Origin of the sequence: Tetragenococcus halophilus subsp. halophilus DSM 20339 (assembly GCF_003841405.1) — a bacterium.
In the GTDB taxonomy this organism is placed as follows: Bacteria; Bacillota; Bacilli; order Lactobacillales; family Enterococcaceae; genus Tetragenococcus; species Tetragenococcus halophilus.
Map to the genome: position 1 here is coordinate 484,842 of NZ_PXYA01000002.1, position 26,766 is coordinate 511,607.

Here is a 26,766-nt window from a genome sequence, read left to right on the forward strand (position 1 = left end):
TAATGTTTACAAAACCATAACGGTTGTTTTTTAAATAACTCAACAAGAACAAAAAAACTAACTTTATCCTATGTTGCTTACGTAAAATCTTTAAAATGAAGGAAAAACAAACAAACTTCCACTGATTTTGCATAAAAAGAAGGGAAGTCTTCATTAGTTGCCTTCTTTTTAGAGCAAACAAAAAAACGTCTTAAAAAATTTTATAAAAAAAAGCGGAAATATCAAATTACCGCTTTTTTTCGTACTTTAGTTCATCGTCATACCGCCAGTTACATTAATTGCTTGTCCTGTCATATAACTAGACAATGGACTTGCTAAAAATAAAATAACATTAGCTACATCTTGTGTAGTGCCAGTACGTCCCAATGGCACTTGACTCTGATCTTCTTCTAGTACCTCTTGGGCAGACATCCCCCGAATTTCTCCGCCTTCAACACGCTCCCTATGTTTCATCGGCGTTTCAACAATTCCGGGACAAACAGCATTCACCAAGATATTGTTAGGCGCAACTTCCAAGGCTAAAGTTTTACATAAGCCTAAGACTGCATGCTTCGATGCTACATAACCAGACATCCCTTTATAGCCATTTTTCCCGGCCTGTGAAGCAACAAAAATTACCCGGCCATGATTATTGTGAGTTTGCATTAAAGCTGTTACATATTTGCTAGTAAGATAAGCACCGCGTGTATTCACCGCTTGTACTTTATCAAAATCTGTAGTCTGGCTTTCAGTGAGAAAATCTACAGTAGATATTCCCGCTACATGAACAAGTACATCAGGTACTAAGTGTTTTTCTTCTAATTGCTGAGTTAATTGGATAACTTCTTCTTCTTCGGAAATATCCAAATGCATTTTATAAAAATCTGTAGCAGTTTTCGTCAATTTTACTTCTTCAAAGGCAATGTCACAAGCAATAACGGTAGCTTTTTCTTTCTGAAAAGTCTCCAACACGCTTTTTCCAATACCTTGAAAAGCACCGATGACTAAAACAACCTTCTCTTTTAACTCAGGAAAATACATCAACAATACCTCCTAAACTACATGACGTTCAAAAGGATCGTCGCTAATGCCATCTTCTAAGATAAGTTTAGCGTACTCTTTTGCAGAAAATAGTGAATGATCTCGGTAATTACCACAGCTAGTAATATCGACGCCTTGCACATCTTCCCATTTTGTTTCATAAGCGATAGTTTTAAGAGATTCAGTTAATGCTTGGGCAACCTCTGTTGCTGAATATTCACCCCAGATGATTAAGTGAAAACCGGTACGGCAACCAAAAGGAGAACAATCAATAATACCTTCTAGACGATCGCGTAGTAAATCAGCTAATAAGTGTTCAATTGTGTGCATACCAGCAGTTGGTAATTCCTTTTCATTTGGTTGTAAGAAACGTAGATCATAATTAGAAATAACATCACCTTTTTTACCATTTTCTTTTCCAATCAAACGCACATATGGTGCTTTTACCTTTGTATGATCCAATGTAAAACTTTCTACTTCTGCCATTTTAGCTTCCTCCTAAAAATTTTTTAGAGATAAAAAAATCTCCATCCCTTTGCTTACCATTTATGATAAACAAAGGGACGAAGACTTTCGCGTTACCACCCTTATTTGCATAAACCTTACAGTCAATGCCTCAACGGTACCTTAGATACCCGGCAGTATATCGGCTGCTACTTCCGTTTACTCAGCGTCAACTGAATAAAAAGCTCAGAGTTCATCTTCACTGTCTATTATTTGCTCCCTTTCTCACCACCCGGGTTCTCTTTTAACAAATGCAACAGCTACTCTTCTCTATCATTGCTTTACATGTGATTTGTGAATAGTATAGACAAGACTGAGGAAAATGTCAAGGTGATAACCTACTAATATAATAAAAGAAATAAATTGATATTTTAATTTAAAAGGTGGTTCTACTTTAAATAAAAAGGCGTAGCCGAAATACTTCCTGAAGTTAGAAGCTGTTATTATCAAAATAATGCTAATTTAATTGGTGGTGCAATAAATTTTAAAAGTATGCAAAAAAACAGATAAGCATTTTGTGTTTATCTGTTTTGATACATATTTCTATTTTAAAAGTTTCGAATTTTCCAAGAATCTAAGTAAATATCCAAATAAAATTGTAATAAATCCCCTTGTAATTGCGCATTCAAAGAAAAATTTAATTTTCCCGACAACTGCTTGGCAATAGCTAAACCCAGTCCTGAACTATCTCTCTGACGTGCTGGTTCACTCTGATAGTTACGATCAAATAAACGAGTAACGTCCATCTTTTGATCTTCTAGTATCTTATTTTCAAAAACAAAGCGTAGTCGTTCTTCCTGCTTTTCTAAACGAATATGAAAATACTGTGTACCATGAGTAAAGGCATTTTTAATCAGGTTTTGTATAATGCGTTCAAAATCAATGCGACTTGTCTGAAGCACAATTCTTTCCTCTGTTAAATCAATATTAATATCATCAAAGGCAGCTGTTAATTCTTCATAATACTGCGCCACTTGTTCTTGAATTAGTGTAATAGGATTAACTGCTTCTTCTTGGACTTTATAGTCATCGGCATCCAACAAACTGAGCAGATAAAATTCGTCAATAAGAGACGAAATCAGCTGCGTGCGCTCTTCAATAATGGTTAAATATTTTAAATCACGTGCACTCATTTCGGATGTATCCATCATTTGTATATATCCGATCATTGAGGTCAACGGTGTCCTAAAATCATGGGAAATTGAAGCAATCATTTCCTTGCTTTGTTTAGCCATCCGCTTATTTTCTTTTGAGGTTTGGTTAAAAGAGTCTACCAATTCGTTCACTTCTTCTACTAGTTGAAGATGACGTTTTGATACACCAACTCTTTTCAAAGGAGTACGAGAATTTCCTTGCTTAATTGCTTTGACTTGTAAAATCATATCTTTTAATTCACGATAGTAAAAAATCCAAGCTAAGATAAGCAATAAGTTAATTCCAATACTAATGTACAAAATCCATATCACAAAACTCACCTACTAATTATCTTTGACATCCGAACATTTCAATATAAAAAATGAAATAACCGTCGTTACAATAATATAAATACCTATAATAATAAAAGGCTGTGAGCCAATGGAATCTATCGTTTTCAGAGCTGCTTGTGCACTTGGTGGTCGATTAGCGGGTTGCCCTTGTTGCCCATAAAAAATTCCATTTCTCAAAGCCGCTTGTAGTTTTCCAGTATTTGTCGAAAGTAAATAAGGACTAAAATTAAAATTACGTAAAACGCGTGCATGATTTATCCATCTAATAAGATTCCCTAGAATACCATTTGAAATAATGAAAAATAGAAATAACGGAATATTGCCACCCTGCCATTTCAAAGTAATTATATTAGTCAATGAAGAAAAAGCAATTGTAAATAAAGCTAGATAGGCGACTAAACTAAGCAAAACTTCAATTTGACTCATTGTAAAAAAGGGCGCCCCATTATTTAATAATGCAAGTATAGCAAATCCGCCAAGATAGGCAATTGCTAAAAAGAGGAATACAGCAAGCATATAAACTAGCGAACTAATAATTTTTGCTACAATATATTCGCTTTTACGCAACCCAGAACTAAATAAACGGACAAACCCTTTGTTATTAAGCTCATCTAAATACACGGCATAATAAAACTGAGGACTTATGACCAAAGAACCAAACAAAGTAAGAGGCATCACTGCTACGGAAAAATACATCTCTGTAAGTTCACTTTTATTATCGGCAAAATTAGCATTTGTCGAGCCAAAAATGACAAAAGTTAAAAATAAACCTGCCAAAATCAACCAATATAATTGGTTACTCCGTTTATGAAAAATCCGATAAAGATCCGCTTTAATATAATTAAACATTTTCTTGACCTCCTTGATGAATAAGAGAAAGATAATACTCTTCCAAAGTTTGTTGATGGGGCGTCAATTTATATAATTCAAGCCCACCATCTACTAAAATTTTTGCAATTTTATTTGTTTCATCAATATGGTCAGAAAGAATAATTTCCTTATCACCATTAACTACATAATCTAAAGGAGTCAGCTGTTCCTCTAATAGATAGGCCGCTTTTTCTGGGTTATCTACTTTGATAATCACTTGGTCCTCTGTTTTTTCTAATAAAGTTTTTCGATCAATTTCACTTAACAACTCACCGTCATGAATAAAGCCAAATCGTGTGGCCATGATCCCTAATTCTCCCAAAATATGTGAAGATAGTAAAAAAGTAATTTCCTGTTCACGGTTCAATTTTTGCACTAACTTTCTAAAACTAGCAATACCTTGAGGGTCCAAACCATTGATCGGCTCATCCATGATAATTAAATCAGGCTTACCAACTAAAGCATTGGCAATATTTAAACGTTGTTTCATCCCCATAGAAAATGTTTTAACTTTCTTTTTCACTTTATCCAATTCGACTAATTTCAACACACGATCGACTTCTGTTTTATCTGTGATTCCTTTAAGTTTGCAAGTATAAGTTAAATTTTCCCGAGCATTTAGATAAGGAAAAAACTGTGAACCATACATAAAACCGATATTTTTTTGAGAACCTTCTAAATTCTCGATAGAAGGTTGATCATAAATCGACACCTCGCCTCTGTCTTGTACCACAAGGCCCATTATTACTTTAAATAAAGTCGATTTTCCTGCACCATTTTTGCCAACCAGTCCATATACTTCTCCAGACCTGACATGAATGGAAACATTGTGCAAAGCGTTTTGTTTACCATAAGTCTTTGTCACAGCATGAGTGCTCAGTAGGTTTTCCATACTTACTCTCCTTTAGCTTTTTTGAGTATACTTTTACCTTAGTAAGGAGAACTTTCAAAATCTTGTCGTAAATCTTACAAAAGTATTAAATTGACTAAGTATTTAGTTGAAAGCCTACACCCCAAATAGTTTTAATAACTTCTGCTTCCGTAAACGTTTGAAATTTATTACGTAAACGAGAAATATGGACTGTAATAGTATTATCATCCCCAAAATAAGGTTCTTGCCAGATCGTTTCATATAAATTTGCCTTGGTAAATACTTTTTTAGGATGTTGTAAAAAACATTTTAATAATTCATATTCTTTTTGCGTCAATGAAATCAACTGATCTTGATAATAAACTTCATGGGTTTCATCGTTCATTTTAATTTTGCCTACTGTTAAGATAGTACCGTTAGTTTCATCGATTGTACGACTTCGCAACTGATTTTTTATCCTGGCTGTTACTTCAACGGTATTAAAAGGTTTAGCGATGTAATCATTAGCTCCTGTTTCAAATACTTCAGATAAAACACTAGGCTCATTTTTGGCAGTGATAACAATAATTGGCGTAACATTTGTTAAACGAATTTCAGCAATTAATTCTTCACCACTAACTCCTGGCAACATCAAATCCAACAAAATAAGGTCGAAACTTTCATCCACTAAAAGTCGCTTAGCCTCGGACCCAGCAAAAGCTTGTGTTACGTCATAATCAGTTTCGAGTAAGTCATTTAACAAGTTATTGATATCATTATCATCTTCTACAATCAAAATTTTCTTCATTGCTCTTCACCTTACTATAATTCATCTATTTGCATTTTAGCGTGTACAAATAAAAAAAGAAAGATAATTCAGTTTTTTATTGAATTATCTTTCTTTTTTGTTATTTCCAAACATTGGCAGCAACTTCTTGTAACAACTTAATTTTTTCCCATTGTTCTTGTTCAGTCAGACGGTTACCTTCCTCTGTTGAAGCAAATCCACATTGTGGACTGATACTTAAATTTTCCAGTGGAACATACTCCGTGGCTTCTTTAATTCTTTTTTTTATTTCTTCCTTACTTTCTAATTCCGGGAATTTAGATGTAACCAAGCCTAAAACAATTTTACTATTTTTGTTATTCCAGTAACGTAAAGGAGAAAAATCACCCGCACGGTCTGAATCATATTCTAGGAAAAAACCATCATAATTTGTGGCAAACAATTCTTCAGCGATTGGCTCATAACCGCCTGAAAATAGCCAAGAAGAAGCATGATTTCCTCGACAAATATGGGTTGTCAGTGTTAAATCTTTGGGTTTTTCCTCCAAGGCTTCATTAATGATTTCGGTACAAATTCGAGCAATGTTTTTAGGATCGATCCCTTGTTCTTGTAGTGCTTTTCTTTTATCAGCGTCCGCTAGAAATGCCCAATTGGTGTCATCAAATTGTAAGTAACGACATCCTTTTTCATAATAAGCTTTAATAACGTCTTTATAAGTTTGTGCCAAATCATGATAAAAGTCTTTTAAATCAGGATATATCTCATAAATTTTTGTTGTACCGTCATTTGCTAATAACTCCTGACGTAAAATCATATTAGGGCTAGGTACAGAAGCCTTAGCAATTGTGTTTTTATCATCTCCAACTTTCTCTTTTAAGAAAATAAAATCCTCTAGAAATGGATGGTTTTCATTAAAAGAAATTCGGTCGGTTACACGAATATTGTAAGAAGGGGCCGCTTGCCCATGAAATTGCTGATTATAACCCCCTTCAGGAACATAACCTTCCACACCATTAAGATGTTCTAAAAAATCCAGATGTCAAAAACCACGACGAAATTCCCCATCAGTAATTCCGTGTAAGCCGACCTTTTTTTCATTTTCGATCAATTTTTCTATTTCTTTATCCTCAATATTTCGTAGCTCTTTTTTCGTTATCTCTTCATTAAAATAATCTTTTCTGGCTGTTTTTAAACGTTCTGAACGCAAAAAACTTCCAACATGATCTACCGTAAATGGAATTTCTACTTGTTCAAAAGTACTCATATGATCTCCTCCTCAACATTATTAATAAAAAAAGCCCTCTTGCCAGCATAATACTGACAAAAGGGCGACTTTACCGCGGTACCACCTTTTAAACGCTCAAACCAACACTTACTTTATCGGCTGTCCTTTTTATCGGTAGAACCTTCCGCTTCTAGCTACTTATCGCCAAAAGTTCCTCCTTAGTCATCTTCAACTTCTTACCATCAGCACTTCTCACCTACCAGCGCTTCTCTGAGAAAGTTTAAAGTCTACTCTCTAAATCACGGGAATTTTATATAATGTTGATATAATAGCATGTTTAAATTTTACTTGTCAAGCCTTGCTTTTTTATATCCCTTACTAATTTTTATATTCGCCAAACATCTGCAGCGACTTCTTGTAACAATTTAATTTTTTCCCATTGTTCTTGTTCAGTCAGACGATTTCCTTTTTCAGAGGAAGCAAAACCACATTGCGGACTGATACTTAACTTTTCTAATGGAACGTACTTTGTGGCTTCTTTAATTCTTTTTTTTATTTCTTCTTTACTTTCTAATTCCGGAAATTTTGAAGTTACTAGCCCTAAAACAATTTTACTGTCTTTGTTATTCCAATAACGTAAGGGAGCAAAATCACCCGCACGCTCTGAATCATATTCTAGGAAAAAGCCATCATAATTTGTGGCAAACAATTCTTCAGCGATTGGTTCATAGCCACCTGAAAATAACCAAGAAGATGCATGGTTTCCTCGACAAATATGGGTTGTCAGTGTTAAATCTTTGGGTTTATCCTCCAAAGCTTCGTTAATAATATCCCTACAAATTCGAGCTACTTTCTTTGGATGAATCCCTTGTTCTTGTAATGCTTTTCTTTTATCAGCGTCCGCTAGAAACGCCCAGTTGGTGTCATCAAATTGTAAATAACGGCAACCCTTCTCGTAATAAGCTTTAATAGCTTCTTTATAGGTTTGTGCCAAATCATGATAAAAGTCAGTCAAATCCGGATATATGTGATGGATTCTTGTTGTATCATCATTTGCTAATAACTCTTGGCGCAAAATCATATTCGGACTGGGAATAGAAGTTTTAGCAATAACATTTTCATCCTTTCTTAACTTTTCTTTTAAAAAGGCAAAATCATTTAAAAAAGGATGATCTTTATTAAAAGAAACCCGATCAATAACACGAATATGATAATCAGGAGCTGCTTGGGCAAGAAGTTTCTGGTTACGTCCATGCTCAGCAGTATAACCTTCTATGCCATTTAAATGTTCTAAAAAATCCCAGTGCCAAAAAGTACGACGAAATTCCCCATCCGTAATCCCGTATAAGCCAACCTTTTTTTCTTTTTCGATCAATTTTTCTATTTCTTTATCCTCAATATTTCGTAACTTTTTTTTCCTTATATCACCATTAAAAAAATCTTTTCTGGCGGTTTTAATACGTTCTGGGCGTAAAAAACTTCCTACATGATCTACTGTAAATGGAATATCTTTTTTATTAATAGCACACATCATAATTTCTCCTCAACTGTTATTAATTAAAATGCCTTTTTAAAACTACTTTGCCGAAATTATAAAATATCCTAGCATGTTTAAATTTTGCTTGTCAAAACTTCTTAACGATCATTTGCCAAATCGAGTAGGAGACTAACCATTAATTGATTAGTCGACCTCTCACACCACCGTACGTACGGTTCCGTATACGGCGGTTCAATAATTTAAGCTTTTATTTCTCAAGGATTTCAATGAAATCCTTGAGTTTCCATTGTTTGAACTTTTCTTTGCTGAAGATTCTACTTAGAAGTTTTGATTTTGAAATTCGCCAATACTGTTTCCGGCTATTCGCATACGTCATGGCCTCTTTATGAGAGGCCCCTCTTGCCTTCAGTTGGCGGTGTTTCGTATCGACTTTCTTCCATCTTTTCCAAATCAAGGCTCGCAACCTATGTCGTAAGTATTCCATCTGTTTAGCTAGGAAAGTTTTTAGTTCTCCGTCTTTATAGTATTGAATCCAACCTTGGGTGTACTGATTGATGGTTTTGATCATCTCATCTAGCGTGCCCACCCTTTTTCGGTTCGTCAATCTTTTCAGCGTTCTTTTGAACTTTTGTTTGGCCGACGCTGTGGGTCGGCTCTTTACTTTCCCTTATCTTTTCTCATACGATAGCTCAGGTATTCTAATTGATGCGCCTTAATGATTTGGCTCTTTTCTTGATTCACCGTCAATCGTAATTTCTTTTCCAGGAATTGGGTAATACTTTCTTGGACTCTCTGAGCGGCCCGCTCGCTTTGGACAAAGATAATAAAATCGTCCGCGTATCGAATAAACCGATGGTTTCTTCTTTCGAGTTCCTTGTCCAATTGGTCCAGATAAACATTGGCTAAAAGAGGAGAAAGCGGGCTCCCTTGGGAGGCTCCTTTTGAAGTTGGACGAAGAATTTCGCCCTCCATTACTCCTGCGTTTAAGAAATTCCAAATAAGTTGGAGAACGGCCTTTTCTTCGATGTACCATTGCATACGATGCATAAGTTTCTGATGGTTAATCGTGTCGAAATAGCTCTTTAAATCACAGTCGACAACCACGTCATAGCCTTCTTCATAATATTGGCCTGCCTTCGCTATTGCTTGTTGACAGCTTTTTCCAGGTCTAAACCCATAGCTGTTTTCCGAAAAGGTCGGGTCGATCAAGGGCGTGATGACTTGTAAAATCATTTGTTGTACTACGCGGTCCCGTACGACGGGGATGCTCAATTTTCGTTTCTTGCCGTTTCCTTTAGGAATTTCCACACGTTTTGTTGGTTGTGGGCGATAGGTCCCTTCTCTCAGCTTTTGTACAAAGGGACGACGATACTTGTTCAAATGAGATTTGATTTCAGATACCGTCATATCATCGATTCCCGGTGCTCCTTTGTTCTTTTTGACTTTCTCGATCGCTCGATCTATATTCATTGAGCTGACGAGTTCGTTCATTAATGGAAAGCCACTTTGGTTCATCATCTTATTGTCGTGCTCCCTTACGCGCTCCTCATTTCTTCTTTTGCTTCCAGCTTATCCTTCCACGAGTGAGCTACCTATCGGTCTTTACCACGGTATTGGCTGCGGTCCTGGTGAGCACGTCCACCTCCTTGTTTACTTCAAAGTTATTATTGTTCAGTCCTTCATATCCATAGGATACTACTATGACCTTGGCTGACTTCTGCCTATTCGTTGTTACTACGATTTCTATCGCTAGGCAGACCTCCTCGGGTAAGGTGCGATAACTTTCCACTCACGTCACCGCCTCATTTACTGTATGGGATTCGGGCAGTATTGGACTTTGCTTTGTTTTGCAAGCTCGTCCGTCCCAATTCAGCCTTCTTATGAGATTCCTGTTCGTCAGTGCGAGTGTTTGCCTCCAGCTTCCTTCAGATTCCGCCTCACGACGGACACCCTTGCTTTTAGCTAACAGTTCCTACTGCCAAGCCTGTAGTGGACTTTCACCACCAAGTTATCGCCCATGCCGAGCGCAATCGAGTAGGTGACTAGCCATTAATTGGCTAGTCGACCTCTCACACCACCGTACGTACGGTTCCGTATACGGCGGTTCAATATCTTGCGTAAGCAGACTCTACCAAGGCGCTTAGTGAAACTAAGCCCCATCGGTGGAGTCTTTCGTTTGTAAGTGTCCGATGAACTTCAGACGTTTTGGACAGTCGCCAATATTTCTTTCTAGAGGATCCGATTTTCTTGGCGCCGTTTAAATCTAAACCATAAGACAATAACTTCGTTATTTTCGTTTTGGGAACTTTCCAACGTTTGAGGATCAGCTGCCTGATGCGGTGATGTAACCATGGTTCAATTTCCTTTTGAATAAAACCTCGAATAAATCCCAATCCGAAATAGCCTATCCAGCCACGCGTGACTTGATTGATTTCCTCTATGATCGTTCGAAAATCACCCGCACGCTTACGGCTTGTTCGACGTTTCAATTCGGCTTTGAATTTCTTCTTGGCTTCTTTGGTAGGGATAAAACGACAGGTGCCATTGACTTTCATTATCAGACAGCTCAAGAATTTTAAACGCGTTGGTGCCCCCACTTGACTCTTGTCTTGATTAACAATGAGTTTAAGATCTTTTTCAATGAAACGGGTCACACTTTTTAACACTCGTTCGCCCGCACGTTTTGACTTGACATAGATGACGAAGTCATCGGCATAACGAACAAATTGGTGTCCTCTTTTCTCAAGTTCTTTATCCAGTTCATGTAAGTAAATATTACAGAGAAGAGGCGATAAGACCGCCCCTTGAGGTGCACCCGACTTTCTTTCTACGTATTCGCTAGACAGGTTAATCACACCACTCGTCAAGAACTTACGAATAACCTTGAGAATTGCCTTATCTTGAATAAACTGCTCTAAGTGATACATGAGCTTGTCATGATTTAGTGTGTCAAAGCATTGTTTCAAGTCACAATCGACCACCACTTTATAGCCTTCCTCATAATAAGCGACACATTGCTTCAAAGCAGTGTGTGTTCCCTTATTCGGGCGAAATCCGTGGCTTTGTGGAAGAAAGTATGGGTCAATGATGGGCTCAATGACTTGTCGAATCGCTTGTTGAACTACGCGATCACGCGCACATGGGATTCCCAATTGGCGTTTTTCACCATTGGGTTTCGGTATTTCGACTTGTTTGACCGGTTGTGGCTGGTAGGTCCCTTGAAGCAATTTCTGCCTTAGTGGCGCATACAACTTCTCAATGTGGTCTTCTACTTCATCCACAGCCATACCATCGACACCAGCGGCTCCTTTATTACGTCGGACCCTTGTTGCGGCTGTCTTAAGATTTTCTTTTCTTACAACGGACTTCATCAAAGATGAAGACTTACGATACATTTCTTTCATTTCTCCTAGAGGATAACTCGACACATCTACATACGCTTTCAGGTTCCACCTTATCCCTCTGTAGATTGCCAACCTTATGGTTGTTTTCTGTCTTCTTTGCTTCCTCTAACCTCCAATCTATACTTTGTATGAATATTGTTCGGTCCTTCGGTACATTTTCCCTACTATGACCTCAGCTGACTTCTATCTATTCGTTATTACTACGACAGCTGTCGCTAGATAGATATCCTCGGGTAAGGAGTGATAACCTTCCACTCATGCCGCTGCCTCATTTACTGTATGGGGTTCGGGCAGTATTGGACTTTGCTTTGTTTGGCAAGCTCATCCGTCCCAATCCAGCCTTCCTATGAGGTTTCTGTTCGTCAGCGCGAGTGTTTGCCTCCAGCTTCCTTCAGATTCCACTTCGCAGTGGACACCCTTGCTTTTGGCTAACAGTTCCTACTGCCAAGCCTGTAGTGGACTTTCACCACCAAGTTATCGCCCATGCCGAGCGCACCAAAAAAGATACACTTTGCAGTAATTACAAAGTGTATCTTTTATTCACATTAGCTTTGTGTTTCATTTAATGCATCTTCTGCAGCCATTTGTGCTTCAATATCAGAAATACTATAAACATTTTCGCTAGCTGTATTTACTTCTTTAGGTTCCATATTACGGTAACGAGGCATCCCGGTACCAGCTGGGATAGTCTTACCAATAATAACATTTTCTTTTAGACCAAGAAGTGGATCTTGTTTACCGCGAATTGCAGCATCTGTTAGCACACGAGTCGTTTCTTGGAAGGAAGCAGCTGATAAGAAGCTGTTAGTTTCCAGAGAAGCCTTCGTAATACCAAGGAGTACTGGACGAGAAGTTGCAGGAATGCCACCAGTAACTAAGACATTATAATTTTGATCTCTAAAGTCTGCAATATCCATCATAGTACCAGGTAGAATATCTGTATCCCCTGGATCCATGACACGAACCTTGCGCAACATTTGACGGACCATAACTTCAACGTGCTTGTCACTAATTTCTACCCCTTGCATACGATAAACACGTTGTACTTCACGTAACAGATAATTTTCTACAGAAAGTACATCACGCACTTGCAATAAGTGTTTCGGATCGATAGAACCTTCTGTTAACGGTGCTCCACGATGGATGTGATCTCCTTCAGAAATTTTCATACGTGCAGTATACGGCACCGTATAAGTCCGTGTATCCGTTTCGCCAGTAACTGTAACTTCTTTTGTACGAGTAGCGGCATCCTCAGCTACTTCAGTAACTTCTCCTGTTACTTCAGTGACCACTGCTTCCCCTTTAGGGTTACGTGCTTCAAAAATTTCTTGTATACGTGGTAGCCCTTGAGTAATATCATCACCAGCAACACCACCAGTATGGAAAGTACGCATTGTTAATTGGGTACCAGGTTCACCAATAGATTGTGCAGCAACAGTACCTACGGCTTCCCCAACTTCTACTTCATTACCAGTAGCCAAGTTACGTCCATAGCAAAGACGACAAACGCCATGCTTACTATTACAAGTAAATGCTGAACGAATTGTTACTTTTTCAATACCAGCATTTACAATTTGTTTAGCTTCAACTTCATTAATTAAGTCATTGGCTTCAACAATTACTTCCCCAGTTTCAGGATGGTAAACAGCCTTGCTTGTATAACGACCTACGAGACGTTCTTCCAAAGGCTCAATAATTTCATTACCTTCTTTAATCGCTTCGATTTCAAGGCCACGATCTGTTCCACAATCGTCTTCTCGAACAATCACATCTTGTGCTACATCCACTAAACGACGTGTCAAGTAACCTGAGTCCGCAGTCTTCAAGGCTGTATCAGTCATACCTTTACGTGCACCGTGAGTAGAAATGAACATTTCCAAAACAGTTAAGCCTTCACGGAAGTTAGAAATAATCGGTAATTCCATGATCTGACCACTTGGAGCTGCCATCAAGCCCCGCATTCCAGCAAGTTGGGTAAAGTTAGAAATATTCCCGCGGGCACCCGAGTCAGACATCATATAAATTGGGTTTTGGTTACCAAGAGATTTCGATAATTTCAATTGAATATTATCTTTGGCTTCATTCCAAATATCAATCACTCGTTCATAACGTTCATCATCAGTAATCAAACCACGACGGAACTGTTTTGAAACAGTAGCAACTTGTTTGTGCGCTTCATTAATAAGTTCTTCTTTTTCTTGTAAAACAGTAATATCAGAAATACCAACCGTAATACCAGCATGAGTGGAATGACTATAACCTAGATCTTTCATACGGTCAAGCATACGTGAAGTTTCGGTTACCTTAAACCGTTTAAAAACTTCAGCGATAATATCTTCCAAATTATCTTTTTTGAATGGTTCTATCAAATCTTGCTCTTTAATGTGAGCAGGAATATCTGTCCCAGCATCAATGAAGTATTTATCCGGCGTTTGCACGGTTAAATTAAAATCAGTTGGTTCATTCAAGTAAGGGAATTCTGCTGGCATAATGGTATTAAAGATAATTTTACCAACAGTTGTCACCATCAAACGACCTTTTTGGAAGTCTGTCAATGGCTTACCACCTAAACGTTCAGGATCAACTGCTACACGAGAATGCAAGTGAACGTAGCCATTTTTCCAAGCAGTGACTGCTTCGTTCATGTCACGAAGAATCATACCTTCTCCTTCGCGTTCTGCTTCTTCTAATGTTAAGTAGTAGTTCCCTAAAACCATGTCTTGTGATGGCGTAACAACTGGTTTTCCATCTTTTGGATTCAAAATATGTTGAGCAGCTAACATCATTACTCGAGCTTCAGCTTGGGCTTCTTCACTTAGAGGTACGTGAACAGCCATTTGGTCCCCGTCAAAGTCAGCATTGTAAGCTTCACAAGCTAGAGGATGCAAACGAATAGCGCGTCCTTCTACTAATACAGGTTCAAAAGCTTGAATACCTAGACGGTGAAGCGTAGGTGCGCGGTTTAATAGTACAGGATGCTCTTTAATAACATCTTCTAATACGTCCCACACATCGTCTTCTTGTCTTTCAATTTTACGTTTAGCATTTTTTACGTTAGAAGCTAATTCACGTTTAACTAATTCTCTCATAACAAATGGCTTAAATAATTCTATTGCCATTTCTTTTGGCAATCCACATTGATACATTTTCAAAAATGGTCCAACACAGATAACTGAACGTCCAGAATAGTCTACCCGTTTACCTAATAGGTTTTGACGGAAGCGTCCTTGTTTTCCCTTTAGCATATGAGAAAGAGACTTCAACGGACGATTTCCTGGTCCTGCAACAGGACGACCACGACGACCATTATCGATCAAAGCGTCAACTGCTTCTTGCAACATACGTTTTTCATTTTGAACAATAATATTAGGTGCGTTTAAATCCAACAAACGTTTCAATCGGTTATTACGGTTAATAACACGACGATATAAATCGTTTAAATCAGAAGTAGCAAAACGTCCACCTTCTAATTGTACCATTGGTCGTAAATCTGGCGGTACAATTGGGACAACGTCCATTACCATCCAGCTTGGTTCATTTCCAGACGTACGGAAAGCTTCCAAGATATCCAAACGGCGAATAGCTCTTGTCCTTTTTTGACCCGAAGCAGTTTTCAAGGTTTCTTTTAGTTCATCTGCTTCACTATCTAAATCTACGCTTTCCAATAGTTGTCTGATCGCATCAGCACCCATTGCAGCGTTAAATTCTTGTCCATATTGTTCGCGTTTTTCACGATATTCACGCTCAGTCAACAATTGTTTCTTTTCTAAGCTGGTATTACCTGGGTCAATAACAGCATAAGAAGCAAAATAGATAATTTCTTCTAATGCGCGTGGACTCATGTCTAAAACAAGCCCCATACGAGATGGGATACCTTTAAAGTACCAGATATGAGATACAGGAGCAGCTAGTTCAATATGTCCCATTCGTTCACGACGAACTTTTGAACGTGTTACTTCTACCCCACAACGATCGCAAACAATACCCTTATAACGGATTCGCTTGTACTTTCCACAAGCACATTCCCAGTCTTTTGTAGGACCGAAAATACGCTCATCAAATAAACCCTCACGTTCAGGTTTTAACGTACGATAGTTAATGGTCTCAGGTTTTTTGACTTCGCCATAAGACCAGCTTCTAATTTTTTCGGGAGAAGCCAAGCCTATTTGCATATTTTCGAATTTATTTACATCGATCAAAAAGGGTTCCCTCCATTTCAATTCGCAACTTCGATCAGAAAATGTAAGTAACTTTGAAAAAACGGACAGCTATTTATAAAAATATTTTTATAAATAGCAACCCTGTTTCTTCTAAAAAGATGATTTTAATTAATCTACAGGAGCATCTGCTGGATTGTTTTCTTCATCCAATTGTTTCTTTTCTGGTTCTTTGCTTGCAGCATCTGTTTCTACTTTTTCAGCATTTTGTTTTTCAGCAAATTTTTCTAAGGCATCTACAGTGATTAAATCATCGTCCTCGTCATCCATATCGCGTAATTCTACTTCTTCATTTTCGTTATCTAGAACGCGCATATCCAATCCAAGTGATTGCAATTCTTTAACTAACACACGGAAGGATTCAGGAACACCTGGTTTTGGAATAGGTTCCCCTTTGACAATGGCTTCATAGGTTTTTACCCGTCCTACTACATCATCTGACTTGTAGGTTAAGATTTCTTGTAGGGTATAAGCAGCACCATAAGCCTCTAGTGCCCAAACTTCCATTTCACCAAAGCGTTGACCACCAAATTGTGCTTTACCACCAAGTGGTTGTTGCGTTACTAATGAGTAAGGGCCAATTGAGCGAGCATGTAATTTATCATCAACCATGTGAGCCAATTTGATCATATACATTACGCCTACAGAAACTCTACCATCAAACGGTTCACCAGTACGTCCATCATATAGCACTGTTTTAGCATCTTTTGCCATACCTGCTTCTTCCACAGTTTCCCAAACATCACTATCATTTGCTCCGTCAAAAACTGGCGTAGCTACATGAATACCTAATTGTCTAGCGGCCATTCCCAAGTGCAATTCTAATACTTGTCCGATGTTCATCCGAGATGGAACACCTAGTGGGTTTAACATAATATCAATTGGTGTTCCGTCTGGTAAGAAAGGCATGTCTTCTTCGGGCATAATACGAGAGACAACCCCTTTATTTCCGTGACGACCAGACATTTTATCGCCTTCTTGAATTTTACGTTTTTGTACAATGTAAACCCGAACGAGCATATTCACTCCAGGCGATAATTCATCTCCAGCTTCGCGAGTAAAGATCTTCACATCGTGAATGATTCCGCCGCCACCGTGAGGCACTCTAAGTGAAGTATCACGAACTTCACGAGCTTTTTCACCAAATATAGCATGCAATAAACGTTCTTCTGCCGATAATTCGGTGACTCCTTTTGGTGTTACTTTTCCGACCAAAAGATCTCCATCACGGACTTCAGCACCAATTCGGACAATGCCCATTTCATCAAGATCTTTTAATGCATCTTCACCAACATTAGGAATTTCACGTGTGATTTCTTCTGGGCCTAATTTCGTATCACGAGCTTCTGACTCATATTCTTCGATATGAACAGAAGTATAAACGTCATCTTTAACTAAACGACGGCTCATGATAACCGCATCTTCATAGTTATAACCTTCCCAGGTCATAAAGCCAACAACAACGTTTTGACCTAATGCCATTTCGCCATTTTCCATTGAAGGGCCATCAGCTAAGATATCACCTTTTTCAACTTTTTCACCTTGTTGAACCAAAGGACGTTGGTTATAACTTGTTCCTGAGTTAGAACGACGGAATTTTGTAATATGATAAATATCCAATGCACCGTTATCACGACGTACGCGAATTTCTGTTGCATCTACATATTCAGCAATACCAGCTGCTTTACATAACAGAGCAGCGCCTGAATCATGTGCTGAAGTATATTCCATACCAGTACCTACCCAAGGCGAACGTGGATTAATTAGCGGCACTGCTTGTCGCTGCATGTTTGCACCCATTAAAGCACGGTTTGAGTCATCATTTTCCAAGAACGGAATACAAGCTGTAGCTACTGAAACGACTTGTTTTGGAGATACGTCCATATAGTCGACTTTATCTGTAGAAACTTCAAGATTTTCACTTGTAGCACGAGCCATAACAACATCTTCTGCAAATGTTCCATCTTCATTTAATGGACTGTTTGCTTGTGCTACTACATAGTTATCTTCGATATCAGCTGTTAAATAATCAATTTGCTCAGTCACACGACCTGTTGTACGATCAACGCGACGATAAGGTGTTTCAATAAAACCATATCGATTAACTTTTGCATAAGAAGCCAAACTATTGATCAAACCAATATTAGGTCCTTCTGGTGTTTCAATCGGGCACATCCGACCATAGTGAGAATAGTGAACGTCTCTTACTTCATAACCAGCTCTGTCACGTGTCAGACCACCAGGGCCTAAAGCAGATAAACGTCGTTTATGCGTTAACTCGCCTAATGGATTGGTTTGATCCATAAATTGTGACAACTGTGAAGAACCGAAAAATTCTTTAATACTAGCTACCACCGGGCGAATGTTAATTAATTGTTGCGGTGTCAATGTATCTGTATCTTGAATAGACATACGTTCACGAACCACACGTTCCATCCGAGCTAGTCCGATACGAAATTGATTTTGCAATAATTCACCTACAGAACGAATACGACGATTTCCTAAATGGTCGATATCATCTGTGATCCCGATACCTTCCATTAAATTAAAGAAGTAACTCATTGAAGCAACAATATCTGCTGGAAGAATCGTCCGAACATTTGATTCAGGTAGGCCATTGCCAATCACGTTTACATCTTGATCAGGATCATTAGGAGAAAACACCTTAAATACTTGAATATTCATTGGGTCAGTTACAACACCATCTTCGGATGGATAATAAGTAACAGTATTTAAACCATTATCGATATATTCAGCTAAAGTATCTTCCATAATCTGATTGGTGATTTCTGTTCCTTTTTCCAGAATAATCTCACCAGTTTCAGGATCAGCCAATGTTTCGGCTAAAGTGAGGTTTAATAACCGTGTTTTCAAGTCTAATTTTTTATTCATCTTATAGCGACCCACAGCAGCCAAATCATAACGACGCGGGTCAAAGAAACGAGCATTTAAAAGACTTCTTGAACTATCCGCTGTTTTAGGTTCACCCGGACGCAAGCGTTCGTAAATATCTTTTAATCCTTCTTCTGTTCTTGAATCCGTCGCTGTTTTGTGTAAGTCTTTTTCAATCGTATTACGTAGAGAATCATTATCTCCGAAGATATCTAAAATCGTATCATCAGAACCAAAACCTAAAGCCCGAACTAAAACAGTCATAGGGATTTTACGCGTACGGTCAATTCTAACGTAAGATATGTTTTTAGCATCTGTTTCCATTTCCAACCATGCACCACGGTTAGGAATAACAGTAGAACCAAAACCTTCCCTACCATTTTTATCTACTTTACTGCTAAAATAGACGCCTGGAGAGCGGACTAATTGAGAAACAATTACTCGCTCTGCCCCATTAACAATAAAAGTACCTTGTTCTGTCATTAACGGAAAATCACCAAAAAATACTTCTTGTGACTTAATTTCCCCTGTTTCACGATTGGTCAAGCGTAATGTAACCTGTAACGGCGCAGAATAATTTGCGTCATGTGAACGTGCTTCTTCCACTGTATATTTTGGGGTCTTTAATTCATAGTCCACAAATTCCAATGAAAGGTTTCCATTAAAGTCATCAATTGGCAATATATCTTCAAACATCTCTCTTAATCCTTCATCTAAGAACCATTGATAAGAGTCAGTTTGAACTTCGATCAAATTCGGTAATTCCAGTACTTCACTGATTCGTGAGAAACTTCTACGTTCACGATAATTTCCGTACTTTACTACGTGTCCAGCCAAGTTGTTCACCCCTTAAAAAGTCTTCCAAAAAAGCTATCTAAAATGTTACATTTTGATTACAAATGTTAAATTTGAGTAACATCAAGCATTTTTTGCGAACTTTAGGCAAAAAAAAACCAAAAATAGAACAACATATTCATGAGTTTCTACTTTTGTTTCTTTATTCCCAAGCCGGAACGGACAATATTTCGTTCCTGCTCATTATTTTCAGATAGTTTTTGCATCTATTTATTATACATAATTCCAATATATTCGTCAAGGTTTTGGATAAACTTTTTTATAATGACATTTCTTGATTGTGTAATCATTTTTAAATCGATATACTTAGTAAAAAAGTTTATAGAGGAAGGTTTGTACTCATGGGTTCAACCAAACAACAAATATTAACTATTCTGAGACAGGATAAGGGAATTATCTCTGGTGAAAAACTAGCCAACAACTTAGAAGTTTCTCGTACGGCTGTTTGGAAAGCTGTACGAGAATTAGAAAAAATGGGTTATCAGATTGAGCATCTCCCTAATGGATATCGCTATTTAACTTCAGACGTTCTTGAAAAAGAGTTGATAAGTAGCCAAGCTTTGCCGACGTCCTCCATCTTTATTAAAGAAGAAACTAATTCAACAATGGATGATGCTAAAGTTGCCGCTATGGCCCAACAACCAACACCCGCTCTTTTCATTGCAGAAAAACAACTAGGAGGACATGGCCGTTTTGGTCGACCATTTTTTTCACCTGCTGGACAAATCTATATGAGTTTATTATTAACGCCCAACCAAACTTTTGAAGAATTACCCCAATATACAATTTTGGCTGCCGTTGCTGTGAGTTTAGCAATCGACCATTACACGGGGAAACAAACACAAATTAAATGGGTGAATGATATTTATTTAGACGGGAAAAAAATCTGCGGTATTTTATCTGAAGCAACCAGTGATTTTGAAACTGGACGTATTAAACATGTAACCTTAGGTTGTGGTATTAATTTTTCAATTCCCGCCCAAAGTTTCCCTGAAAATATACAGACAAAAGCTGGCGCTATTTTTTCTCAAAAAGCTCCTCTTATAACACGCAACCAATTGATTCAATTAATTTGGCAATACTTTTTTGAATTACTTGAGGCTTTACCTGATAAAGAATATATCAATATTTATCGTAAAAAATCATTTGTATTAGGTAAAAGAGTGCAGTTTAAGCAACAAGGGGTCACTTATAGCGGGAAGGCTACAGAAATCTCTGATACTGGAGAACTGATCGTCCAGACCAGCCAAGGGGTTAAAACTCTTTCTTCTGGTGAAATTAGTTTAGAAGCTATTTATTAAAAACAAGCAGCTGAACACACTAGTAGCATTCAGCTGCTTGTTTTTACATTACTCGCCAAAAAATACAAAGTAATAATCCCAGTGCATAGCTACTATTGAATAAGACCATGTTTTTGATTGCATAAGCAAAACTCTTTGGCTGAGGCAGACTTTTTTCATGCTCCCTTAAATTACGAGAAATTTTAGGAAAAGTAAGAAAAATGATGAGAATTGGCCAAGTATAAATACCAAAAATCAAACCAATAACAATCGTCACATAGCAAGCATACATTAATCCTTGAAATAGCAGTGTTCCGCTAGCACTTCCAATATAATATACTAAGGTATAACGATGATTTTTAACATCTGTCTTTATATCGCGTAAATTGTTGGCAAGCATAATATTGGCGATCGTAAAAATTAAAGGAAGAGAAGCCCAAATCAGAGCTAAGATTCCCCATAGTTGTCCTGAAAGTGAAAAATTTCCCTCGGTAAAATCAAGTGTAAGGTAAAAAACCTTTTGTTCAATAGTGTTAAGATAAATAGTTATAGCAAAAATGCCTAAGCCCATAGTTACCCCGCTAAACAATTCTCCTAGCGGCATGCGAGATAATGGAATCGGACCATAAGTATAAAAAACACCGATAAAACACACAACGCCCCCCATAACAAGCATCAACCAACCCGTTTGGACAATTAAAATCAAGCCAATGACTAAGGTCGCTGTTAGCATAGATAAAATCATCCGTTGAATCTTTACAACTGATAATCGCTCTCGTCCTATCACATTTTCTTGATATTTATAAGTCTGAGATTGCGCTTTTTTAAAATCCATATAATTATTGATAGCCGTTGTGGTCATATCAAAAATGATCATTCCGATGAAAAACAATAATGTGTATCCCCAATGAAATTCTTGAAAGTAAGAAATTGAAAAAAGAATCCCCATAATAAAAGGAAATATGCTAGCTACCTTTGTCTTAATTTCAACAACTTCAAAAAAACTTTTAAAGACATATCCTACTCCTAAACCACTATTTACTGTAACTCGTTTCTACCACCTAAGGAATAACCCGAGTCTTCGTCCAACTCAAAACTATCTTCAATATCTTCTGTCATATACACCCTATCTTCTTTTGTCACAAAAACCGCTGAAGTACCTTCAGGTGTATTATCTTCTATATATTGCAAACCATCTTTGACCCCTTTATCAAAGATAACTGTAGTCAAACCATCGCCATCAATCGATTTATCAGTGATAACCGTTGCACTGGCAATATCATTATCATAAGGATAGCCCGTTTCAGAATCAAAAAGGTGATGATAACTTTCTCCGTCTACTTCCAGATAGCGTTCATAAATTCCCGAAGTAACGATTGTTTTATCAGATTCCTTGATCGAACCTAAAACAGAGCCACGTTCGTCATTAGGATCCTGTATTCCTACAGTCCAATCTTCATTTTCTCCACGATTACTATGACCAACAACATAAATATTACCGCCTAAATCAACGATGGCTGACTTCACATCATGTTCTTTTAGCACTGCGACTGCTTCATCAGCTATATAGCCTTTAGCGATCGCACCCAAGTCAATAATTGCATTCTCATCTTCTAGATAAACTGTTTGTTCATCATCATCAAAGACTATATCGTTATAATCCACATGTTTTAGTGCTTCATCAATTTCATCTTGTGACGGTTTACGAGCATCATCAAAACCAATGCGCCAAAGTTGTGTAATCGCACCAATCATCAAATTAAAACCACCGTCAGATTCCTCACTGTAATCACGTGCTTGTTTTAATAAATCATAGATATCTTTTGATACTTTTACTGGTTTTTCCCCTGCATTTTCATTAATTTCATCAATTTCAGAACCAGACTGGTTAATTGTAATCTTACCTTCTAACTCTTTAATCCGATCAAAAGCAGGTTGTAATACATCTTCTTTATCTTCATCAAAAACACGGATACGTGTGTACGTTCCTAGTAAAAATTCTTCTTGTGTATAAGGTTCTTTTTTCATTCCTTGAGCATATGAAGCTTCTATTGACTGATCAGTCTCTTCTTCACTACTGCAAGCTGCACTAAAGATAAATACAACAAAAAGTGTAAGAAGAACGCCTATTTTTCTTTTCATAATAACCTCCACTTTCTCTTCATTTACTTATCATAGCCTGTTTTTCCCAGAATGAAAAGATCGTTAATAAATTTAGCTAGTTATTTACTACAATTTACTCCTGCAAAATAATTCGGACACTACGCCTCGCCTTCGTTCGCCCTAGTACTGCTCATCACTTCGCTTACGCTTCGATCTCATCAAGGTCTAAGCGACAAGTCGCTAAGGCCTTGAAGGATCTACTTTCAACTCCTCTTGGTCGTTGAATCGTAGTGATTCGCAGCAAAAAAGAGTCGAAACATAATGTCCCAACCCCTTTTTAACTTGCTTCAACAATTATTCTTCAACAAAGTTATCAACTTCGATTGTATCTGTGTCACCTTTTTCAGCAGCATTTACTAATTGCTCAGCATAAAGAATAAATGATTCAGAACTGTGGGTTGCTCCTGATACAACTTCAACATCACCAGGTGCAGCTTCGTCATCATCCATTGTTTCAACAAATTCATCATTTAAAGTGTCGATATATTCATCTGGACTAACCCCTGATTCATCTTTCATTGTTTCATTGTATTCTTCATCATCTTTTTTAGAATTACCGTCTTCATCTACATTATCGAAGTTTGATTCAGTAATCTTACCATCTTCTACTTCAATTGAGAATACTGCACGATAGCCGTTATTATAGTTTTGCTCTTCTAAATTATAAGTGCCATCTTGTAGTTCAGCGCCATTATCAATTTCGATTTCATCAGTATTTCCTTCTTGCGCTGCTTGTACTAATTGTTGAGCGTAATTTTGGAAAGCATGAGCACTATGTGTTGCACCTGACACAACTTCAACACTTTCTGGATTTTGTTCACTTACAAGATTCTCATTTAATTGTGGAATAAACTCTTCAGGAGAAACTCCAGATTCTTCTTTCATATTTTCATTGTATTCTTCATCATCTTGTTTTGAGTCTCCATCTTCATTCACATAATCATAATCTGATTCTGTGATTTCACCATCTTCTGTGGTAATCGAAAATTCAACGTGATATCCGTTATCGTCATTTAGCTCTTTCAATGAATAAGTACCATCTTGCAATGAAGCTCCTGATACCACTTCAGTCTCTTCAGATGAATCAGCACTTTCTTCAGTTGAAGTAGTTTGTGAAGCATCTTCCCCGTTTCCTTCGTTGGCCTCATCTGCTGAACATGCACCTAAAACAATTGTAGAAAATGCTAATGCAGCAACCCCTGTCATAAACTTTCTTGTTTCCATTTTTTTACCCACCTTACCCTTATATTATTTTTCACAAAGAAGTTTGTGATTCACTTAACATTTTATATTAATTTTGAAATAAGTCAACCGTTTCTTTAAAAATCTGCGAAAAAATAGTAAAAATTCTTCTGCTTTTGTACGTGAAAATATATAAATAAGAAAATTTTTTTGTGAAATTTTTAAAAAAGTCTTAGACAAATGAAGAATTTAACTATATAATGAGAACGATTATGTAATTATTATTTCATTTATTGAAGGAGAGATTTCCAATGGCTAAGCAAAATATTGTTGTTGTTGGTGCAGGCTATGCAGGTGTCTCAGCTACAAAATTTATGGCTAAAAAATTTAAAAAAAATGATGATGTCTCGATCACTTTGATCGACCGTCATTCTTACCATACAATGATGACTGAACTTCATGAAGTAGCTGCTGCAAGGGTTGAGCCAAATGCAATCCAGTATGATTTACAACGTCTTTTTTGTCGTAAGAAAAATGTGCAACTTGTAACAGACACTGTGACTAACATTGACAAAGATACAAAAACCGTTCAAACCAAAAATGGACAATACCCTTTTGATCATTTAATTATTGGTATGGGCGGTGAACCAAATGATTTTGGTACACCTGGTGTTAAAGAAAATGGTTTTACCCTTTGGTCTTTTGAAGATGCCTTGCGCATTCGTGAACATATAGAAAAAACTGTAGCAAAAGCTGCTTTAGAACCTGACGCCAAACTTCGAAAAGCAATGCTTACCTTTGTCGTTTGTGGCTCTGGATTTACTGGTATCGAAATGATCGGTGAGCTAGTCGATTGGAAAGAACGACTTGCCAAAGATAATAAGTTAGATCCTAGTGAAATTAACTTAAAAGTTGTTGAAGCTCTGCCAACGATTCTAAACATGCTGAAACGAAGTGACGCAGCAAAAGCAGAACGTTATATGAAAAAGAAAAATGTAGATATCATGATAAATTCACCGATTGTTGAAGTAAGTCCTGATCATATCAAATTAAAAGACGGATCAACAGTTGCTACTCATACACTAATTTGGACAGCAGGTGTCAAAGGAACTTCAGATGCTGCTGATTTCGGACTAGAAACAGCTCGTGGGAATCGCTTAGTTGCAAATGAATATATGCAAGCAAAAGGCTATGAAGATAAGAATATTTATATTGTAGGGGATTTAGTTTATTATGAAGAATTCTCCAACACACCAACACCACAAATCGTACAAGCAGCCGAACAAACTGGACACACAGCTGCGACGCATATTATCAGTTCAATAAACGGTGGACAAAGCCCTAAATTTAAGGGAAATTACCAAGGTTTTATGGTTTCTGTCGGAGCTAAGTGGGGTGTCGCTAATCTTTTTGATAAGATCCATTTAAGCGGCTTTCTTGCTATGATAATGAAACATATCGTCAATTTGAAATATTTCTTTGATATTCGTACAGGATATTACATGTTCCAATACATCATGCATGAATTTTTCCGTGTTAAAGACGACCGTAATGTAGCCCGTGGCCATACTTCGCGTAACAGCAATGTGTTGTGGAGCGTTCCTTTACGTGTGTTTTATGGTTTAGTTTGGTTTTTAGAAGCCTTCAAGAAAATTGTAGGTGACGGCAAGTGGTTTACTCCAAGTACTTGGTTTGGTGAAGGCTCCTGGTTTGAAGGAGACAGTGTATTTCCTTGGACATGGGACTATCAATCATTAACAGATGCAGCTTCTGGTGCAAGCGAAGCAGCTGATGCAGCTAGTGGCGCAACTGACGCAGGTGCCGACGCAGCCGTTGAAGCAGGAAACACCATTTTTGGTTTAAGTTATGCTTATGGAGAAGAACCTATGGCGGTCATCGAAAACTCTCCAGAATGGTTTATGAATATTATGAAGATAATCATGCCTAATATGGAAGTTGCGATGTTTTTCCAAAAAATGATGGTTTTTGTGGAAATCGGTATTGCCCTTTGTTTAATGGCTGGTTTATTTACTTGGTTATTTAGTGGAGCAACAATTATTCTTGTAGCAACTTTTTGTTTATCAGGAATGTTCTACTGGGTAAATATCTGGTTTATCCCCGTAGCCTTTGCCTTAATGAATGGTTCCGGACGCGCACTGGGATTAGATCACTGGGTCATTCCATGGTTACAACGTACATTAGGAAAATGGCGCTATGGTACTCCTAAATCATTATACGGGCAAAAATAAAATAAAAATGGCTGGGACCTCTAAAAAGTTCCAGCCATTTTTAAAAGAATATAAATCACAGCATCTTTTATTATGCTAAAATAAACCTGAATGATTTATAAAAATTTGTGGATAACGCATTCGACTGTTCAACGAGGTGACTTTTATGTTATTTTCCCTTTTTATCGCCGCTTTTGAATAAAGAATAGAAAGGGATGATCGAACGACGCTAAAAAAAGATAAAATTCTTCCTAGAGAATGAAAGCCAAGCCTTTTTTATCAAGAGGAAAAGGGGAAAAGTAAA

General features: G+C 37.5%; 17 protein-coding genes, 1 pseudogene and 1 other annotated feature. Of the genes and pseudogenes, 2 read left to right on the forward strand and 16 right to left on the reverse strand.

Annotated features, from left to right (window positions below; genetic code table 11):
- Positions 1 to 246: 246 nt before the first annotated feature.
- The 13 genes and pseudogenes from C7K42_RS08000 to rpoB form a co-directional block, all read right to left on the reverse strand.
- A complete protein-coding gene (locus C7K42_RS08000; protein WP_014123489.1) occupies positions 247 to 1,020 on the reverse strand; it encodes an SDR family NAD(P)-dependent oxidoreductase in 774 nt (257 codons plus the stop codon).
- A gap of 12 nt (positions 1,021 to 1,032) precedes the next feature.
- Positions 1,033 to 1,506, reverse strand: a complete 474-nt coding sequence (locus tag C7K42_RS08005; RefSeq protein ID WP_014123488.1) for an S-ribosylhomocysteine lyase — start codon at positions 1,504 to 1,506, stop codon at positions 1,033 to 1,035.
- Between the two features lie 566 nt (positions 1,507 to 2,072).
- Positions 2,073 to 2,990, reverse strand: a complete 918-nt coding sequence (locus tag C7K42_RS08010) for a sensor histidine kinase (protein ID WP_103099869.1) — start codon at positions 2,988 to 2,990, stop codon at positions 2,073 to 2,075.
- Positions 2,991 to 3,002: 12 nt separating this feature from the next.
- On the reverse strand, positions 3,003 to 3,860 hold the full coding sequence (locus C7K42_RS08015) for a hypothetical protein (RefSeq protein ID WP_103083910.1): 858 nt from the start codon (positions 3,858 to 3,860) through the stop codon (positions 3,003 to 3,005).
- The gene (locus tag C7K42_RS08020; RefSeq protein ID WP_014123485.1) at positions 3,853 to 4,773 is read right to left on the reverse strand and encodes an ATP-binding cassette domain-containing protein; all 921 of its coding nucleotides are present in this window, start codon (positions 4,771 to 4,773) and stop codon (positions 3,853 to 3,855) included. Before C7K42_RS08020 ends, C7K42_RS08015 begins: the two co-directional genes overlap by 8 nt.
- Positions 4,774 to 4,867: 94 nt before the next feature.
- Positions 4,868 to 5,539, reverse strand: a complete 672-nt coding sequence (locus C7K42_RS08025) for a response regulator transcription factor (protein WP_014123484.1) — start codon at positions 5,537 to 5,539, stop codon at positions 4,868 to 4,870.
- 100 nt (positions 5,540 to 5,639) lie between these two features.
- A pseudogene (locus tag C7K42_RS08030) lies at positions 5,640 to 6,782 on the reverse strand (5-methyltetrahydropteroyltriglutamate--homocysteine S-methyltransferase).
- Between the two features lie 57 nt (positions 6,783 to 6,839).
- Positions 6,840 to 7,055: a binding site (T-box leader), on the reverse strand.
- A 73-nt stretch (positions 7,056 to 7,128) separates the two neighbouring features.
- A complete protein-coding gene (locus tag C7K42_RS08035) occupies positions 7,129 to 8,277 on the reverse strand; it encodes a 5-methyltetrahydropteroyltriglutamate--homocysteine S-methyltransferase (protein WP_103099870.1) in 1,149 nt (382 codons plus the stop codon).
- A gap of 211 nt (positions 8,278 to 8,488) precedes the next feature.
- The gene (locus C7K42_RS12900; RefSeq protein WP_249038029.1) at positions 8,489 to 8,845 is read right to left on the reverse strand and encodes a group II intron maturase-specific domain-containing protein; all 357 of its coding nucleotides are present in this window, start codon (positions 8,843 to 8,845) and stop codon (positions 8,489 to 8,491) included.
- A gap of 53 nt (positions 8,846 to 8,898) precedes the next feature.
- Complete coding sequence (gene ltrA / locus C7K42_RS08040; RefSeq protein ID WP_014123943.1) at positions 8,899 to 9,759, reverse strand: group II intron reverse transcriptase/maturase; 861 nt, start codon at positions 9,757 to 9,759, stop codon at positions 8,899 to 8,901.
- 587 nt (positions 9,760 to 10,346) lie between these two features.
- Entirely contained in the window at positions 10,347 to 11,645 is a 1,299-nt protein-coding gene (ltrA, locus tag C7K42_RS08055) for a group II intron reverse transcriptase/maturase (protein WP_232510086.1), read from the reverse strand.
- Positions 11,646 to 12,190: 545 nt separating this feature from the next.
- Entirely contained in the window at positions 12,191 to 15,844 is a 3,654-nt protein-coding gene (gene rpoC / locus C7K42_RS08065; protein WP_014123479.1) for a DNA-directed RNA polymerase subunit beta', read from the reverse strand.
- Positions 15,845 to 15,973: 129 nt separating this feature from the next.
- Entirely contained in the window at positions 15,974 to 19,591 is a 3,618-nt protein-coding gene (gene rpoB, locus C7K42_RS08070; protein ID WP_014123478.1) for a DNA-directed RNA polymerase subunit beta, read from the reverse strand.
- Between the two features lie 359 nt (positions 19,592 to 19,950).
- Here rpoB and C7K42_RS08075 point away from each other — a divergent pair, with 359 nt between their 5' ends.
- Positions 19,951 to 20,910: a biotin--[acetyl-CoA-carboxylase] ligase gene (locus tag C7K42_RS08075; protein WP_069028495.1), complete on the forward strand. Its 960-nt coding sequence runs from the start codon at positions 19,951 to 19,953 to the stop codon at positions 20,908 to 20,910.
- A 43-nt stretch (positions 20,911 to 20,953) separates the two neighbouring features.
- Here the strand turns inward: C7K42_RS08075 and menA are convergent, their stop codons facing one another.
- From menA to pplA, 3 genes are all read right to left on the reverse strand, one after another.
- The gene (gene menA, locus C7K42_RS08080) at positions 20,954 to 21,874 is read right to left on the reverse strand and encodes a 1,4-dihydroxy-2-naphthoate polyprenyltransferase (RefSeq protein WP_103099758.1); all 921 of its coding nucleotides are present in this window, start codon (positions 21,872 to 21,874) and stop codon (positions 20,954 to 20,956) included.
- A gap of 53 nt (positions 21,875 to 21,927) precedes the next feature.
- On the reverse strand, positions 21,928 to 23,031 hold the full coding sequence (locus C7K42_RS08085; RefSeq protein WP_103092045.1) for an FAD:protein FMN transferase: 1,104 nt from the start codon (positions 23,029 to 23,031) through the stop codon (positions 21,928 to 21,930).
- A 315-nt stretch (positions 23,032 to 23,346) separates the two neighbouring features.
- Positions 23,347 to 24,276: an extracellular electron transfer flavoprotein PplA gene (pplA, locus tag C7K42_RS08090; protein ID WP_103099759.1), complete on the reverse strand. Its 930-nt coding sequence runs from the start codon at positions 24,274 to 24,276 to the stop codon at positions 23,347 to 23,349.
- Positions 24,277 to 24,545: 269 nt separating this feature from the next.
- On the opposite strand from pplA, the gene C7K42_RS08095 reads away from it, so the two are divergent.
- Positions 24,546 to 26,483, forward strand: a complete 1,938-nt coding sequence (locus C7K42_RS08095) for an NAD(P)/FAD-dependent oxidoreductase (protein ID WP_103099760.1) — start codon at positions 24,546 to 24,548, stop codon at positions 26,481 to 26,483.
- Positions 26,484 to 26,766: the final 283 nt, after the last annotated feature.

Coding starts and splice junctions, on each gene's coding strand:
- C7K42_RS08000 (WP_014123489.1), bottom strand. CDS start 1,020: ATGTATTTTCCTGAGTTAAAAGAGAAGGTTGTTTTAGTCATCGGTGCT.
- C7K42_RS08075 (WP_069028495.1), top strand. CDS start 19,951: ATGGGTTCAACCAAACAACAAATATTAACTATTCTGAGACAGGATAAG.
- pplA (WP_103099759.1), bottom strand. CDS start 24,276: ATGGAAACAAGAAAGTTTATGACAGGGGTTGCTGCATTAGCATTTTCT.
- C7K42_RS08085 (WP_103092045.1), bottom strand. CDS start 23,031: ATGAAAAGAAAAATAGGCGTTCTTCTTACACTTTTTGTTGTATTTATC.
- ltrA (WP_232510086.1), bottom strand. CDS start 11,645: ATGAAAGAAATGTATCGTAAGTCTTCATCTTTGATGAAGTCCGTTGTA.
- C7K42_RS08095 (WP_103099760.1), top strand. CDS start 24,546: ATGGCTAAGCAAAATATTGTTGTTGTTGGTGCAGGCTATGCAGGTGTC.
- C7K42_RS08020 (WP_014123485.1), bottom strand. CDS start 4,773: ATGGAAAACCTACTGAGCACTCATGCTGTGACAAAGACTTATGGTAAA.
- ltrA (WP_014123943.1), bottom strand. CDS start 9,759: ATGATGAACCAAAGTGGCTTTCCATTAATGAACGAACTCGTCAGCTCA.
- C7K42_RS08005 (WP_014123488.1), bottom strand. CDS start 1,506: ATGGCAGAAGTAGAAAGTTTTACATTGGATCATACAAAGGTAAAAGCA.
- C7K42_RS08015 (WP_103083910.1), bottom strand. CDS start 3,860: ATGTTTAATTATATTAAAGCGGATCTTTATCGGATTTTTCATAAACGG.
- C7K42_RS08035 (WP_103099870.1), bottom strand. CDS start 8,277: ATGATGTGTGCTATTAATAAAAAAGATATTCCATTTACAGTAGATCAT.
- C7K42_RS08025 (WP_014123484.1), bottom strand. CDS start 5,539: ATGAAGAAAATTTTGATTGTAGAAGATGATAATGATATCAATAACTTG.